Origin of the sequence: Meridianimarinicoccus marinus, from assembly GCF_040689105.1 — a bacterium.
Taxonomy (GTDB): domain Bacteria; phylum Pseudomonadota; class Alphaproteobacteria; order Rhodobacterales; family Rhodobacteraceae; genus Meridianimarinicoccus; species Meridianimarinicoccus marinus.
Genome location: NZ_JBFBVU010000044.1, coordinates 1 through 15,238 on the forward strand (window position 1 = coordinate 1; position 15,238 = coordinate 15,238).

General features: G+C 64.2%; 12 protein-coding genes. 10 read left to right on the forward strand and 2 right to left on the reverse strand.

The features are described from left to right. The coding region (locus tag AB0T83_RS18995; protein WP_366194801.1) for a transposase at positions 1–458 on the reverse strand (458 nt) is incomplete at its 3' end. Between the two features lie 227 nt (positions 459–685). On the opposite strand from AB0T83_RS18995, the gene AB0T83_RS19000 reads away from it, so the two are divergent. From AB0T83_RS19000 to AB0T83_RS19025, 6 genes are read left to right on the forward strand one after another with little or no spacing between them, the layout of a single operon-like run. Then, complete coding sequence (locus tag AB0T83_RS19000; RefSeq protein ID WP_366194791.1) at positions 686–1,078, forward strand: cytidine deaminase; 393 nt, start codon at positions 686–688, stop codon at positions 1,076–1,078. A 3-nt stretch (positions 1,079–1,081) separates the two neighbouring features. After that, positions 1,082–2,389, forward strand: coding sequence for a thymidine phosphorylase (locus AB0T83_RS19005; protein WP_366194792.1), 1,308 nt, complete (start codon positions 1,082–1,084; stop codon positions 2,387–2,389). Beyond that, on the forward strand, positions 2,386–3,594 hold the full coding sequence (locus AB0T83_RS19010) for a phosphopentomutase (protein WP_366194793.1): 1,209 nt from the start codon (positions 2,386–2,388) through the stop codon (positions 3,592–3,594). Before AB0T83_RS19005 ends, AB0T83_RS19010 begins: the two co-directional genes overlap by 4 nt. After that, positions 3,591–4,586: an adenosine deaminase gene (locus tag AB0T83_RS19015; protein WP_366194794.1), complete on the forward strand. Its 996-nt coding sequence runs from the start codon at positions 3,591–3,593 to the stop codon at positions 4,584–4,586. The genes AB0T83_RS19010 and AB0T83_RS19015 overlap by 4 nt, the downstream gene beginning before the upstream one ends. Further along, positions 4,567–5,217, forward strand: coding sequence for a uracil phosphoribosyltransferase (upp, locus tag AB0T83_RS19020; RefSeq protein WP_366194795.1), 651 nt, complete (start codon positions 4,567–4,569; stop codon positions 5,215–5,217). Before AB0T83_RS19015 ends, upp begins: the two co-directional genes overlap by 20 nt. A 14-nt stretch (positions 5,218–5,231) precedes the next feature. After that, positions 5,232–5,771 (forward strand): SPOR domain-containing protein, encoded by a 540-nt coding sequence (locus AB0T83_RS19025; RefSeq protein ID WP_366194796.1) that lies wholly within the window; start codon positions 5,232–5,234, stop codon positions 5,769–5,771. 4 nt (positions 5,772–5,775) lie between these two features. Here AB0T83_RS19025 and AB0T83_RS19030 read toward each other — a convergent pair whose 3' ends face one another. Then, on the reverse strand, positions 5,776–6,582 hold the full coding sequence (locus AB0T83_RS19030; RefSeq protein WP_366194797.1) for a FadR/GntR family transcriptional regulator: 807 nt from the start codon (positions 6,580–6,582) through the stop codon (positions 5,776–5,778). Positions 6,583–7,001: 419 nt separating this feature from the next. Between AB0T83_RS19030 and dld the strand changes: the two genes are divergently transcribed. The 4 genes from dld to lpdA all read left to right on the forward strand — a co-directional run bounded on the left by dld (position 7,002) and on the right by lpdA (position 15,143). Continuing rightward, positions 7,002–8,693, forward strand: a complete 1,692-nt coding sequence (dld, locus tag AB0T83_RS19035) for a D-lactate dehydrogenase (RefSeq protein WP_366194798.1) — start codon at positions 7,002–7,004, stop codon at positions 8,691–8,693. A 320-nt stretch (positions 8,694–9,013) separates the two neighbouring features. Next, positions 9,014–11,674, forward strand: coding sequence for a pyruvate dehydrogenase (acetyl-transferring), homodimeric type (gene aceE, locus AB0T83_RS19040; RefSeq protein ID WP_366194799.1), 2,661 nt, complete (start codon positions 9,014–9,016; stop codon positions 11,672–11,674). Continuing rightward, on the forward strand, positions 11,674–13,065 hold the full coding sequence (gene aceF, locus AB0T83_RS19045; RefSeq protein ID WP_366194802.1) for a dihydrolipoyllysine-residue acetyltransferase: 1,392 nt from the start codon (positions 11,674–11,676) through the stop codon (positions 13,063–13,065). Before aceE ends, aceF begins: the two co-directional genes overlap by 1 nt. 14 nt (positions 13,066–13,079) lie before the next feature. Further along, entirely contained in the window at positions 13,080–15,143 is a 2,064-nt protein-coding gene (lpdA, locus tag AB0T83_RS19050) for a dihydrolipoyl dehydrogenase (protein WP_366194800.1), read from the forward strand. The last annotated feature ends 95 nt before the right edge of the window (positions 15,144–15,238 follow it).

Here is a 15,238-nt window from a genome sequence, read left to right on the forward strand (position 1 = left end):
GGATCGTCGTCCCCGTTGGGCGCCCCGTTGACCTTCGGCTGGAAGCTCTTCATCGAGGCCCAGGCCTTCACCAGCGTGCCGTCAACCGAGAAGTGATCGTCGAACAGCAGCGGCGCCACCTCTCGATGCGCCAGGATGGCGGCCATGATCTTGCGGGACATGTCAGTGGTCAGCAGCCGGTCGCGGTTCTTCGTGAACACCGTGGGGACCCAGACCGCATCGTCGATGCCCAGGCCCACGAACCAACGGAACAGCAGGTTGTAATCCATCTGTTCCATGAGCTGCCTCTCGGACCGGATCGAGTAGAGGATCTGCAGCAGACTGGCCCGGATCAGCCGTTCCGGCGCGATGGAGGGACGGCCCTCACCGGCATAGAGCCGGTCGAACTCAGCATCCGACGAGCGCAGCGCATCGTTGACGACGGACCTGATCTTGCGCAGTGGATGCCGGGTCGGGATGCGCTCCTCGAGATCGACCTAGCTGAACAGCGATCCCGTCGTTTCGTCTGATCCACGCATCGCCACCTCCGTCCATACCGTGGCGCCGATGAATCATGTTCCGCGGCGGACGTCGAGGTCAGAGTTTTTCAGCGGCCTGTTAATGGAACTTCCGGGCGATCCGACGGGGCGGGCCTTGCAATGGGCCGGAACGCGCCGCAATCTGGCCCGAACAGACGGAGGATCGGATGGATCTCATCGCCGAAGCCCGCGCCGTGCGCGAGAATGCTCATGCGCCCTATTCGGGCTTCAAGGTTGGGGCGGCGGTGCTGTCCGACAGCGGCACTGTCCATCGCGGCTGCAATGTGGAAAACGCCGCCTATCCTGAGGGCACCTGTGCCGAGGCCGGGGCCATCGCCGCGATGATTGCCGCCGGGGACACACGGTTGCAAGCGGTGGCGGTGATCGCCGACAGCCCGCGCCCGGTGCCGCCTTGTGGCGGCTGCCGCCAGAAGCTGGCGGAATTCGGTGGGCCTGATGTGAAGGTCACCCTGGCCACAACCGGCGGGCTGGTCGAGGACACCACCATCGGCGCGCTGCTGCCGGGGGCATTCACGCAATCGGACATGGACGGGGCCTGAGCCATGGACCCGCGGCTTGTTCTGGCCAGGCTGCGCGAGGGCGACCCGCTGAGCGACGTCGATCTTGCGGGTTTCGCCGTGGGGCTGGCCGAAGGCACCGTCAGCGATGCGCAGGGCGGGGCCTTTGCCATGGGCGTCTGCAAGGCCGGGCTGAGCGAGGCCGAGACCGTGGCCCTGACCATCGCCATGCGCGACAGCGGGCGGGTGTTGTCCTGGGATCTGCCGGGGCCGGTGGTGGACAAGCATTCCACCGGCGGGCTGGGCGACAGCACCTCGCTGGTGGTGGCGCCGGTGGTGGCGGCCCTTGGGGCCTATGCGCCCTTCATGTCGGGCCGGGGTCTGGGCCACACGGGCGGCACGCTGGACAAGATGGAGGCAGTGGCCGGGGTGGAGACCACCGTGTCGGGCGCTCGGCTGCAACGGCTGGTGGCCGAGGTCGGTTGTGCCGTGGTCGGGGCTTCTGACACCATCGCGCCGGCCGACCGGCGTCTTTATGCGCTGCGCGACGAAACCGCGACGGTGGAAAGTCAGGCGCTGATCACCGCCTCGATCCTGTCAAAGAAACTGGCCGCCGGGGCGCGGGCGCTGATCCTGGACGTGAAGGGCGGCAGCGGGGCCTTCATGAAAACTCCGCAACAGGCGCGCGACCTGGCAAAGGCGCTGACCCGCACCGCCAATGGCGCGGGCTGCGCCACCCGCGCGCTGATCACCGACATGAACCAGCCGCTGGCCCCGGCGGTCGGCAATGCGGTCGAACTGCACGAGGTGCTGAAAGTGCTGCGCGACCCGCGCCCCGACAACCGTCTGTGCCAATTGTCACTGGCCCTGATCGGCGAGCTTCTGGAACTGGCCGGCGCCTATGCCACGCCCGAGGCGGCCGCGCAGGCCGCCCTAGAGGTTTTGCAAAACGGGCAGGCGGCCGAGCGGTTCGAACGCATGATGCACGCCCTGGGCGGGCCCGCCGACCTGCTGGACGATCCCGACGGATACCTTCCGGCCGCGCCGGTGATCCGCCCGGTCGCGGCAGGCGCCTCGGGCCATGTCTGTGCCATCGACGGGGTCTCGCTGGGCGAGGTGGTGCGTAACCTGGGCGGCGGGCGGCGCCACGCGGGCGACGCCATAGATCCCCGCGTCGGCCTGACCGAGGTGGTGCTGCTGGGCCAGAAGCTTGGCCCGCGCGATCCGCTGTGTCTTGTGCATGCCGCCACCGAAGCCGATGCCGAGGATGCGGCAGACGCCATTCGCCGCGCCATTCAGGTGGGCGAGAAGACAGCAACGCCGCCACTGATCCATGAACGGGTGAACGCATGACACGTGCCTTTCTGGTGGTACTCGATTCCGTGGGCTGCGGCGGCGCGCCCGATGCCGCCGACTTCGGCGATGCGGGGGCCGACACGCTGGGCCATATCGCCCGCGCCTGTGCCGGCGGCCGGGCCGAGGAAGGCCGCAGCGGGCCGTTGCATCTGCCGGTTCTGGCGTCGCTGGGGCTGGGGCGGGTCATGGCGGCCTCGACCGGCGCGGTGCTGGGCGACACGGGCGCGCTGCGGGCCGATGCGGTCTTTGGGGCCGGGGAAGAAGTGTCGCAAGGCAAGGACACGCCCTCGGGTCATTGGGAATTGGCCGGTGTGCCGGTGCCCTGGGACTGGCACTATTTCCCCGACACCGATCCGGCCTTTCCCGCCGATCTGACCGCCCGCATCTGTGACCTGGCGGGCACCGACGGCCTGCTGGGCAACCGCCATGCCTCGGGCACCACCATCATCGCCGAAGAGGGCGCCGCGCATCTGCGTACCGGTTGGCCGATCTGCTATACCTCCGCCGACAGCGTGTTTCAGATCGCCGCCCATGAAGAGCATTTCGGGCTGGATCGCCTGCTGGACCTGTGCCGCGCCGCCGCCCCGATCCTGCACGAGATGCGGGTGGGCCGGGTCATCGCGCGGCCTTTCGTGGGCACGCCGGAAGACGGGTTCACCCGCACCGCCAACCGCCGGGATTTCGCCATCGCGCCGCCCGCGCCGACCCTGTGCGACTGGGTGCAAGGGGCGGGGCGCAAGGTGCATGCCATCGGCAAGATCAAGGACATCTTCTCGGGGGAGGGTATAGACGACGTGGTCAAGGGGCCGGACGCCGACCTGATGGCCGCCCTGCACCGCGCCGTCGACCAGGCCGAACCCGGATCGCTGACCTTCACCAACTTGGTGAAGTTCGACAGCCTGTATGGACACCGCCGCGACGTTTCGGGATACGCCCGCGCGCTGGAATGGGTAGACGCGGAAATCGGCCGCCTGCTGGAAGCTTTGCGCGACGGCGATCTGCTTTTGATCACCGCCGACCACGGCAACGATCCCACATGGCGCGGCACCGATCACACCCGCGAACGGGTGCCGATCCTGGGCTGCATCAAGGGGCAGGCAGGGCGCGGCGATCTTGGGTATCGGGCCTTTGCCGATGTCGGGGCCAGCGTGGCGGCGCATCTGGGCGTCCCGGCACAGGGACCGGGAAGGAGCTTTCTGTGAGTGATAAGCGGATCGAGTTGCACCTGCATCTGGAAGGGGCGGCCCCGCCCGAGCTGATCCGGCGCTTGGCAGAGGAAAAGCATCAAAGGCTGGAGCGTGTGTTCGACGCGCAGGGCCGCTTTGCCTTTCGCGACTTCGGGCATTTCCTGCAGGTGTATGAGGCCGCGACCTCGGTCCTGAAAACCCCGCAGGACTATGCCCGGCTGGTGACGGCGGTGGCCGAGGGACTGGCCGAACAACGGGTGATCTACGCGGAAGTTTTCGTCAGCCCGGCCTTCTGCGGCAACCATGACGTGGATGGCTGGCGCGACTACCTGGCCGCCATGCAGGAGGCGTCCGCGCGGGCCGAAGCTCGCCACGGCGTCACTCTGCGCGGCATCGTCACCGCGATCCGCCACATGGGGCCGGAGGTGGCGAAACAGGCCGCGCTTTGCGCCGCCGAAACCGCCGGCGACTGGATCGTCGGCTTCGGCATGGGCGGGGACGAGCGCATGGGCAAGCCCCGCGACTTTGCCTACAGTTTCGATCTGGCGCGCGAGGCCGAACTGGGCCTGACCGTACACGCCGGCGAGTTCGGCGGACCCGACAGCGTGCGCGGCGCGCTGGATGATCTGCGGGTGACCCGTATCGGCCACGGGGTGCGCGCCGCCGAGGATCACGCGCTGATCGACCGGTTGGCCGAAAGCGGCACGGTGCTTGAGGTTTGCCCGGGCTCAAACCTGAAACTGGGGCTGTTTCCCGACTGGACATCTCATCCCATCGACCAGTTGCGCCGGGCCGGGGTGCCGGTGACCGTGTCCACCGACGATCCGCCGTTCTTCCACACCAGCCTCAGCCGCGAATACGACCGGCTTGCGGAAGTTTTCGACTGGCAGGCCGAGGATTTTCAGGCCATCAATGTCACCGCCGCGAAGGCCGCGTTCTGCGATGCCGAGACCCGCGCGCGGCTGCTGAAACTGCTGGAGGCTGACGATGTCCGAGACCCTGCATGATGTTCCTCATCTGACCGTGGTCGATCACCCGCTGGTGCAGCACAAGCTCAGCCTGATGCGGGACAAGGAAACCTCGACCGGTTCTTTCCGCCGACTGTTGCGCGAGATCAGCCAGCTTCTGGCCTATGAGATCACCCGCGGCATGCCGATGACGCTTGAGCAGATCGAAACCCCGCTGATGGAAATGGACGCGCCGGTGCTGGACGGCAAGAAGCTTGCGCTGATCTCGATCCTGCGGGCGGGCAACGGGCTGCTGGACGGGGTGCTGGAACTGATCCCCTCGGCCCGCGTCGGTTTTGTCGGTCTCTATCGCGACGAGAAAACGCTGGAACCGGTGCAATATTACTTCAAGGTGCCCGAGGCGCTGGAGGATCGGCTGGTGATCGCCGTCGATCCGATGCTGGCCACCGGCAATTCCTCGGTCGCGGCCATCGATCTGTTGAAAGAGGCCGGGGCCACCAATATCCGCTTCCTGTGCCTGCTGGCCGCGCCCGAAGGCATCGAACGGATGAAAAAAGCGCATCCGGATGTGCCCATCGTCACGGCGGCGGTGGACAGCGGGCTGACCGACAAGGGCTATATCTACCCCGGTCTGGGCGACGCGGGCGACCGCATGTTCGGCACCAAGTGACCGGGGGCAGGGCGATGCGGGGGCAAGCGCTGGCGATTGTTCTGGCCGGGCTGGCGCAGGCCGCGCAGGCCGGACCGGTCGAGGTGCCGCCCGAGGATTTCACCGGTCCCGAGTATGTAGACAGCGCCGGCTGTCACTTCTGGCGCGCCCAGCTCGCCGGTCAGACGCTGTGGGCCGAGGTGATCGGCATCGACGGCCAACCGGTGTGCGATGCCCCGCCACCGGTGGCCGAGGTTGATCCGAACCTTTCGCCTTCCGATGCATTGCCCGCACTGGCACCGACCCGACGCGGCGTCAGTCCGACCTTTCCGCAGGATGGCCGCTATGCGCAGGTCGGGGCCTTCACCTCGACCCGCAAGGCCGACGAGATTGTGGTGGCCTTGCAGCAGGCGGGTTTTTCGGTGCTGCGTCAGGATTTCCCGCGCGGGTCAAGCCGGTTGCGGGTGCTGTTTGTCGGCCCGCTTGGCGATCCGGATCAGGCGCAGGCAGGTCTGCGAGACCTGCGGGGTCTTGGGTTCCGCGATGCTTTCCTGCGGGTGCAGGGACCGTCCTGATTTCTCACTTGTGTTCGGGCCGGGTCGGCAGATCCTCTGACAGCAGGGCCGCGCGTTTGGCGGCGATGGCTTCGCGGCGCGCCTGATCCAGACCGATCCGCATGGACTGCTCGACAAAATCGATATGCGCTTCGGCGGCCTTCGCCGCGCGGTCGGGATCATGGGCGCATACGGCCTCGGCGATGGCAGTGTGCTGCTTGTGCAGCAATTCCCCCGTGCCGTCGATGGTGCGCAGGTAGGCGCGATTGTAGAACACCGACTGCCTGGACAGGTCATAAATCGACCGCATCATGTGGATCAGCGTTGCGTTGTGGCTGGCCGCCACGATGGCCGCATGAAACTTTACGTCGTGGTGGTGCGACGCATCGCTGTCGCCCCGTTCCAGATCCCGCGCCAGTGCATCGAGATACTGTTGAATGATGGCCTTGTCGGTCTTGGTCGCCCGGTCCGCGGCCAGGCGCGCCGCAAAGGATTCCTGCACCCGGCGGTATTCCAGGTAGTCGAAGAAGGCGGTGCCGTGCCGGCCGTACAACTCGATCAGCGCGTCGGACATGGCCTTGCCGGTCAGCGGCGCGATGAAGGAACCTTCGCCATGGCGGACCGTCAGCAGTCCGCGCTCTTCCAGCGCCTTCAGTGCCTCGCGCAACTTGGGACGCGATACGCCCAGCGTTTCGGCCATCTCGCGTTCCGAGGGCAGGCGGCGGCCTTCGCTCAGCACACCGGCCAGGATCATGTCCTCGATCTGTTCGACAACACTTTCGGCGACCGAATGATGATCGATCGGCGTCAGCAGGGCGCGGACATTTTCCATGGAGGTCTCCTTGATCGAAACGGGCGAGGTGCATTTACTGTACCACCCCTGTATCGCCTCCGTCAGGCGGGTTCAGCGAAATTTCCTCGTACACTGCCGAGAAAGCGCATCCTGTTCAATGGCTAGAGCCGGCAAATTAACGCACTACAGGACGCTGCTGCGACAGCGTGTCATGCCCGAGCCGGACCGAAACAGTGCTATGGCCACCGTAAAGCGGCATAGTGGTAAATAAAATATACCACGAGGATAGACCTCCGTGCCGCAACCTGACCGCTGGAAAGGATGCCTGAGATGCCAATTCGCCCGTGCCCGACCCGTCTTTCACCCACGGCCATGCCAAACTGGCGCAGGTTTTCGGCAAAGCGGCCCTTGCAACCCGGCGTCAGTCAGTTGCTTACTGAGCGCGGGGAGGCGCACCAATGACAGACACGGATCTGATCGCGGCGCTGAAGTCGATTGTGGGCAAGGCCCATGTGCTGACCGGAGCGAAACAGACCGAGCGGTTCCGCAAGGGATTCCGGTCGGGCGAGGGCGATGTTCTGGCGGTTGTGCGGCCGGGGTCTCTGCTGGAACAATGGCGCGTGTTGCAGGCTTGTGTGGCCGCCGACAAGATCATCATCATGCAGGCGGCCAATACCGGTCTGACAGAAGGGTCGACCCCGAAGGGCACTTATGACCGCGACGTGGTGCTGATCAACACCAACCGCATGGACGCCTTGCATTCGCTGGATGGCGGGCGGCAGGTGGTGGGGCTGCCGGGCTCGACCCTGTTTGCGCTGGAAAAGCTGTTGGCCCCCATGGGGCGGCAGCCGCATTCGGTGATCGGCTCGTCCTGCATCGGCGCTTCGGTGATTGGCGGGGTGTGCAACAACTCGGGCGGCGCGCTGGTGGAGCGCGGGCCGTCCTATACCGAATTGTCGCTGTTTGCGCGGGTGACCGAAGACGGCCAGATCGAACTGGTCAATCATCTGGGTCTGGACCTTGGCGACACCCCGGAAGAGATCCTGACGCGGGTCGAGCGCGGAGAATTTCAGAAGGACGGGCTGGATCCGACCAACCGCCGGGCCTCGGACACCGATTATGGCAAGCGGGTGCGCGATGTGGATGCCGCCACACCGGCGCGGTTCAACGCCGACAAGCGACGCCTGTATGAATCCGCGGGCTGCGCGGGCAAGCTGGCTGTGTTCGCGGTGCGGCTGGACACCTATCCGAAGAACGACGCCGAGAAGACCTTTTATATCGGCACCAATGATCCCGCGGATCTGACCGAATTGCGCCGCCATATCCTGTCGAAATTCTCGACCCTGCCGGTCAGCGCCGAATACATGCATGCCGAGGTGTTCGACATCTCGGATCGCTACGGCAAGGACACCGTGGTGATGATCGACAAGCTGGGCACCGACCGGCTGCCGATGTTCTTTGCCATGAAAGGCGCGATGGATGCGCGGCTGAACAAGATCCCCGGCCTGCGTGGCGCCACCGACCGCATGATGCAGGGGCTCAGCCGGCTGTGGCCGGATATCCTGCCCAAGCGGATGCGGGACTGGCGCCAGCGGTTCGAGCATCACCTGATCCTGAAGATGCATGATGACGGCATCGACGAGGCAGCGGCCTATCTGAAAACCCTGTTCGCAGACCGCGAGGGGGATTTCTTCGAATGCACGGATCGCGAGGCCAAGATCGCCGGGTTGCACAGGTTCGCGGCAGCGGGCGCGGCGGTGCGCTATCAGGCGGTACATGCCGATGAGGTCGAGGACATTCTGGCACTGGACATCGCCCTGCGCCGCAACGATCGCGACTGGTTGGAGGAGTTGCCCGAGGAAATCACCCGCGACCTGGTGCACAAGCTCTACTACGGCCACTTCATGTGCCACGTGCTGCATCAGGACTACATCGTCCGGAAAGGGGCCGATCCAAAGGCGCTGAAGGCGGCCATGCTGGCCATCCTTGATCAACGCGGCGCCGAATATCCCGCCGAACACAACGTCGGGCATCTGTACGCCGCCAAGCCCGACCTGGCCGAGTTCTACCGGTCCTGCGATCCCACCAACACGTTCAATCCGGGCATCGGCAAGACCTCCCGGAACAGACGATATGCAGACACAGCATAGGTCAGGGCGTGATATGCATAGCGCGCTGGTCGGGTATGCACTGGCAGGAGGTGCGCAATGTCCAGAGATCTGGTAGGGAATGCATGCTGACATAAATTCTTGCAAGATATTGAATTTGTGTAGCAATAACTAGGGGAGGGGAAATATTATTGCGCGCAAAATTGGTTAACCGAAGGGTGTCCGACGCGCAATGAAATGTCCCGGCCACGAGATCACCGATCGCTTTCCTGCCGCAAGGGCAGTTGCAAGGCGGTTAAGCATTGACGCCTTTGCCGAATGTGCAAGGGTCATGGATAGGAGAGGAAAGGGGACCTTGTTCTATGACTAAACAAACCGACATTGATCCGATTGAATCACAGGAGTGGCAAGAAGCCATTTCGGATGTGATCGAACGGGACGGAGCAAACCGGGCTCACTTCCTGCTGGATCGCGCCGTGCAACAGGCCCGCGCCGCTGGCGCGACACTGCCGTTTTCGGCGACCACGCCTTACCAGAACACCATTCCCACCGACGATCAGGAAGAGATGCCTGGTGACCAGGAAATGGAATGGCGCATCCGCACCATCAACCGCTGGAACGCCATGGCGACGGTCGTGCGCCGCAACAAGGAAAGCAGCGAATACGGTGGTCATATTGCCTCCTTCGCCTCGTCTGCGGCCCTGTATGATGTCGGTCTGAACCACTTCTGGCGCGCCAAGTCGGCCATCCACGGCGGCGACCTGGTGTTCTTCCAGGGGCATGTGATCCCCGGCATCTACGCGCGGTCCTTCATGGAGGGGCGCATCAGCGAAGAGCAGCTTGAAAACTTCCGCTCGGAAGTGGACGGCTCGGGCCTCAGCTCCTATCCGCACCCCTGGCTGATGCCGGATTACTGGCAGTTCCCGACTGTGTCGATGGGCCTGGGTCCGCTCATGGCGATCTACCAGGCGCGGTTCATGAAATACATGCACAACCGCGGCCATATCGACATGGCCGACCGCAAGGTCTGGTGCTTCCTCGGCGACGGCGAGATGGACGAGCCCGAAAGCCTGGGCGCCATCCACCTGGCAGCGCGCGAAAAGCTCGACAACCTGATCTTCGTCATCAACTGCAACCTGCAACGTCTGGACGGGCCGGTGCGCGGCAACGGCAAGATCGTACAGGAACTGGAAGGCGAATTCCGCGGCTCCGGCTGGGAAGTGATCAAGCTTCTCTGGGGCAAGGGTTGGGACGAACTGCTTGAGAAAGACACAAGCGGACGCCTGCGCCAGCTGATGGATGAAACGGTCGATGGCGATTACCAGACCTTCAAATCCAAGAACGGCGCCTATATCCGCGAGCATTTCTTCGGCAAGTATCCCGAAACCGCGGAACTGGTGAAGGATTGGACCGACGATCAGATCTGGGCTCTGCGCCGCGGTGGCCACGACCCGCAGAAGGTCTATACCGCCTTCAAACGCGCGACCGAGGTCAAGGGGCAGCCGACCTGCCTGCTGGTCAAGACCGTCAAGGGTTATGGCATGGGCACCGCTGGCGAGGGCCAGAACACCACCCACCAGCAAAAGAAGATGGCCGAGGATCAGCTGCGCGCGTTCCGCGACCGTTTCGAGATCCCGGTCAGCGACGAGGATCTGCCGAAAGCGCCCTTCGTTCAGTTGAACAACGCGCAGAAAGCCTATCTGTCGGATCGCCGCAAGGCTCTGGGCGGGGCATTCCCGCAGCGACACTGGCGCGACACGCCGAAACTGGCGATCCCGCCGCTGGAGAAGTTCGACGGCCAGCTGAAAGGCACCGGCGACCGCGAAATCTCGACCACCATGGCCTTTGTCCGCATTCTGACCACGCTGCTGCGCGACAAGAACATCGGCAAGCAGGTCGTGCCGATCGTGCCGGATGAAAGCCGCACCTTCGGGATGGAGGGTCTGTTCCGCTCGGTGGGGATCTACAACCCGCTCGGGCAGCACTATACTCCCGAAGACGCCGACCAGATGATGTACTACAAGGAATCCGAGACCGGTCAGGTTCTGCAGGAAGGCATCAACGAGGCCGGCGCCATGGCCGACTGGATCGCGGCGGCGACGTCGTATTCGGTGCACGGCGTGCCGATGATCCCGTTCTTCATCTACTACTCGATGTTCGGGTTCCAGCGGATCGGCGACCTGGCCTGGGCCGCCGGCGACAGCCGGGCGCGCGGCTTCATGCTGGGCGGCACCGCGGGACGCACAACGCTGAACGGCGAAGGCCTGCAGCACGAGGATGGCCACAGCCATATTCTGGCCAGCACTATCCCGAACTGCATCACCTACGATCCGACCTTCAGCTACGAGGTGGCCGTCATCGTCCATCACGGGTTGCAGCGGATGTATGTCGATCAGGACGACGTGTTCTTCTACCTGACCCTGATGAACGAGAACTACAGCCATCCGGACATGCCGATGGGGGTGGAGCAGGACATCATCAAGGGCCTGTATCGCTTCAAGGATGTGAAGAAGCCCGGCGACAAGCATGTGACGCTGATGGGGTCGGGCACCATTCTGGTGCAGGCGATCAAGGCGGCCGAGATGCTGGAAGCCGATTTCGGGGTCACCTCGGAAATCTGGTCGGCAACCTCGTTCAACGAACTGGCCCGCGATGGTCAGGACACCGAGCGTTTCAACCGCCTGAACCCGCTGGCCGAGCAACGCAAGGCCTTCGTGACCGATCAATTGGAACGGTCGCGCGGACCGATCGTGGCTGCCACCGACTACATGAAGAACTACGTGGAGCAGATCCGCGGGTTCGTGCCGGACGGCCGCACGCTCAGCGTTCTGGGCACCGACGGCTTCGGCCGCTCGGACAGCCGCGTGAACCTGCGTCGGTTCTTCGAAGTGGATGCCAACCACATCGCGGCGGCAGCCATGACTGATCTGTACAAGGCCGGCAAGGTCTCGACGGACGAGCTGACGGCGGCGTTGAAGAAATACGACATCGACGGCAACAAGCCCAATCCGCGCCTGGTCTGATCCAGGCGCGCGGCCCATCTCGCGCCGGGACGGCCCCGGCGCGACACGATACGAACTGTGACCGGACCCGGACAGCGCGGGGGAAGCGCCGCCGGGAAACCCGGAACGAGGAGACAAATGAGATGACCATCGAAGTTAAAGTACCAGATATCGGCGATTTTTCGGACGTGCCGGTTGTCAGCATCCTGGTAAGCGTCGGCGATACCGTCGCCGTCGAGGATCCGCTGGTGGAACTGGAATCCGACAAGGCCACCATGGAAGTGCCCAGCTCGGCCGCCGGTGTGGTGAAAGAGATCAAGATTGCGGAAGGCGACAGTGTTTCCGAAGGCAGCCTGATCCTGATCCTGGAAGGCGAGGGCGCGGGCGATGCGCCGAAAGCAGCCCCCGCCGAGGCTCCGAAAACCGAAGCGCCCGCTGCGGCCCCTGCTGCCGCACCCGCCGCTTCGTCTTCGTCCGCCGTGACGGATGCGGGCTTTTCCAAGGCCCATGCCTCGCCGTCGGTGCGCGCCTTCGCGCGTCAACTGGGCGTCGATCTGAGCAAGGTCAATGGCTCGGGCCGCAAGGGACGTATCCTGCGCGAGGACGTGGCGGGCTTCTTCAAGAAGACCTCGGCCCCGGCACCTTCTGCCGGCGCGGCTCCGGCCTCGGGCGGCATGGGCATCCCGCCGATCCCGGTCGTGGATTTCTCGAAGTTTGGTCCGGTCGAAAACGTGGACATGCCCCGGATCAAGAAGATCTCGGGCCCCGCGCTGCACCGCGCCTGGCTGAACATCCCGCATGTCACCCACAACGACGAAGCCGACATCACCGATCTGGACAAATACCGGAAGGAGATGGACACGATGGCCAAGGACAACGGCTATCGCGTCACCCTGCTGAGCTTTGTCATCAAGGCGTCGGTTTCGGCCCTGAAAGAGCATTGGGAGTTCAACAGCTCGATCCATCCCGATGGTGACAAGCTGATCAAGAAAGACTTCTACAACATTGGTTTTGCAGCAGATACACCGAATGGCCTGATGGTGCCGGTGATCAAGGATGCGGATCGCAAGGGCCTGGTGGAAATCTCGAAGGATCTGATGGAGCTGTCGGCCAAGGCCCGCAAGGGCGAGCTGAAAGGCCCCGACATGCAGGGCGCCACTTTCACCATCTCGTCGCTGGGTGGCATTGGCGGCACCTCGTTCACGCCCATCGTGAACGCGCCGGAAGTCGCGATCCTCGGCCTGACCCGGTCGAAGATTTCGCCCGTCTGGAACGGCGAGGAATTCGTGCCGCGCCTGATGCAGCCGCTGTCGCTGTCCTATGACCACCGCGCCGTCGACGGGGCTTTGGCCGCACGCTTCTGCGTGACGCTCAAGACCCTGCTGGGCGATATGCGCAAGTTGATGTGGTAAGGGGAGAGAGATCAATGGACGTCAAAGTACCCGATATCGGTGATTTCGCCGAAGTCCCCGTGGTTTCGATCCTGGTTTCAGTGGGCGACACCGTCGCCGCGGAAGATCCGCTGATCGAGCTGGAATCCGACAAGGCCACCATGGAAGTGCCCAGCCCCGCTGCAGGCAAGGTGACCGAAATCAAGGTCGCCGAAGGTGACAAGGTTTCCGAAGGCTCGGTGATCATCGTGCTGGAAGCCGAAGGGGCGGGCGCCGGGGCCGTTGAGACCCCGGCCCCCGCCGCCGAAGCTGCCGCTCCGGCCGCAAGTGGCGGCGGATCGGTCGAGGTGACCGTGCCCGACATCGGCGATTTCACCGATGTGCCGGTGGTGTCGATCCTGGTGTCCGTGGGCGACACCGTGGCGGCGGAAGATCCGCTGCTGGAACTGGAATCCGACAAGGCCACCATGGAAGTGCCCAGCCCCGCAGCGGGCAAGGTCAAGGAAATCAAGGTGTCCGAGGGCGACAAGGTTTCCCAGGGCACGTTGATCGTGGTTCTGGAAGGGGCCAGTGGCGCCGCTGCGGCACCGGCTGCCGCATCTTCCACAGCCCCCGCTGCCCCGGAAAAAGCCCCGGTCGTCGAAGCCCCCGCTCCCCTGGCCGCTGGCCAGCAGGGCGATCTTCACGGCGAGGTCGTTGTTCTGGGCTCTGGCCCCGGCGGCTATACCGCCGCTTTCCGCGCGGCGGATCTGGGCAAGAAAGTCATCCTGATCGAGCGGGATCCGCAGCTTGGCGGCGTATGTCTGAACGTCGGGTGTATCCCGTCCAAGGCGCTGCTGCATGTGGCCAAGGTCATCACCGAGGCCGAGGAGATGGGCGCCCATGGCGTGAGTTTTGCCAAGCCCGAGATCGATCTGGACGGGCTGCGCAAGTTCAAGGAAGGCGTCGTCGGTCAGCTTACCGGCGGTCTTGGCGGTCTGGCGAAGGGCCGCAAGGTTCAGATCGTCACCGGCACCGGCAAGTTCACCGGCCCGAACATGATCGAGGTCACCGGCGACGATGGCACCAAGACGGTCAGCTTCGACCAGTGCATCATCGCGGCCGGCTCCGAACCGGTGACGCTGCCCTTTATCCCGCATGACGACCCGCGGGTGATCGACAGCACCGGCGCGCTGGAACTCAAGGACATCCCTGAACGGATGCTGATCCTTGGTGGCGGCATCATCGGCCTGGAAATGGCCTGTGTCTATGATGCACTCGGTTCCAAGATCACCGTCGTGGAGCTGATGGATCAGATCATTCCGGGTGCGGACAAGGACATCGTCAAGCCGCTGCACACCCGCATCGGCAAACGCTACGAGAACATCCTGCTGAAGACCAAGGTCACAGCGATGGAAGCCTCGGACGCGGGCCTGAAGGTCACCTTCGAGGACACCTCGGGAAATGTGTCCAACGACACGTTTGACAAGGTGCTGGTTGCCGTGGGCCGCAAGCCCAATGGCAAGCTCATTGCCGCCGATGCCGCCGGTGTTGCCGTTGACGATCGCGGGTTCATCCATGTGAACAGCCAGCAGCGCACCAATGTGTCCCACATCTATGCCATCGGCGACGTGGTGGGACAGCCGATGCTGGCGCACAAGGCCGTGCACGAGGGCAAGGTCGCGGCCGAAGCCGCGAACGGCGATCCGCGCCATTTCGATGCGCGGGTGATCCCCTCGGTCGCCTATACCGATCCCGAGGTTGCGTGGGCCGGCATGACCGAAACCCAGGCCAAGGCGCAGGGCATCAAGTACGAAAAGGGCGTGTTCCCCTGGGCGGCGTCGGGCAAGGCATTGTCCAATGGCCGGTCGGAAGGCATGACCAAGCTGCTGTTCGATCCCGAAGACGACCGCCTGATCGGCGCGCTGATCGTCGGCACCAACGCAGGGGATTTGATCGCCGAGGCCGCCCTGGCCATCGAGATGGGCGCCGATGCCGTCGATCTGGGCCACACCATTCACCCGCATCCGACGCTGTCAGAAACGGTGAACTTCGCGGCTGAAATGTTCGAAGGCACCATCACCGATCTGATGCCGCCGAAAAAGAAAAAGAAGCACTGAGGGATGGCCATGAAACTTGGAGTACCCAAGGAGATATATCCTGGCGAGTGTCGGGTTGCTTTGACGCCGCAGTCTGCGGGTCAGTTGGGCAAGCT

What these genes read in the sequence shown, in the direction of transcription:
- AB0T83_RS19005 (WP_366194792.1), top strand. Translation starts at nt 1,082, where the DNA reads ATGGACCCGCGGCTTGTTCTGGCCAGGCTGCGCGAGGGCGACCCGCTG.
- dld (WP_366194798.1), top strand. Translation starts at nt 7,002, where the DNA reads ATGACAGACACGGATCTGATCGCGGCGCTGAAGTCGATTGTGGGCAAG.
- upp (WP_366194795.1), top strand. Translation starts at nt 4,567, where the DNA reads ATGTCCGAGACCCTGCATGATGTTCCTCATCTGACCGTGGTCGATCAC.
- lpdA (WP_366194800.1), top strand. Translation starts at nt 13,080, where the DNA reads ATGGACGTCAAAGTACCCGATATCGGTGATTTCGCCGAAGTCCCCGTG.
- aceE (WP_366194799.1), top strand. Translation starts at nt 9,014, where the DNA reads ATGACTAAACAAACCGACATTGATCCGATTGAATCACAGGAGTGGCAA.
- AB0T83_RS19030 (WP_366194797.1), bottom strand. Translation starts at nt 6,582, where the DNA reads ATGGAAAATGTCCGCGCCCTGCTGACGCCGATCGATCATCATTCGGTC.
- AB0T83_RS19010 (WP_366194793.1), top strand. Translation starts at nt 2,386, where the DNA reads ATGACACGTGCCTTTCTGGTGGTACTCGATTCCGTGGGCTGCGGCGGC.
- AB0T83_RS19025 (WP_366194796.1), top strand. Translation starts at nt 5,232, where the DNA reads ATGCGGGGGCAAGCGCTGGCGATTGTTCTGGCCGGGCTGGCGCAGGCC.
- AB0T83_RS19000 (WP_366194791.1), top strand. Translation starts at nt 686, where the DNA reads ATGGATCTCATCGCCGAAGCCCGCGCCGTGCGCGAGAATGCTCATGCG.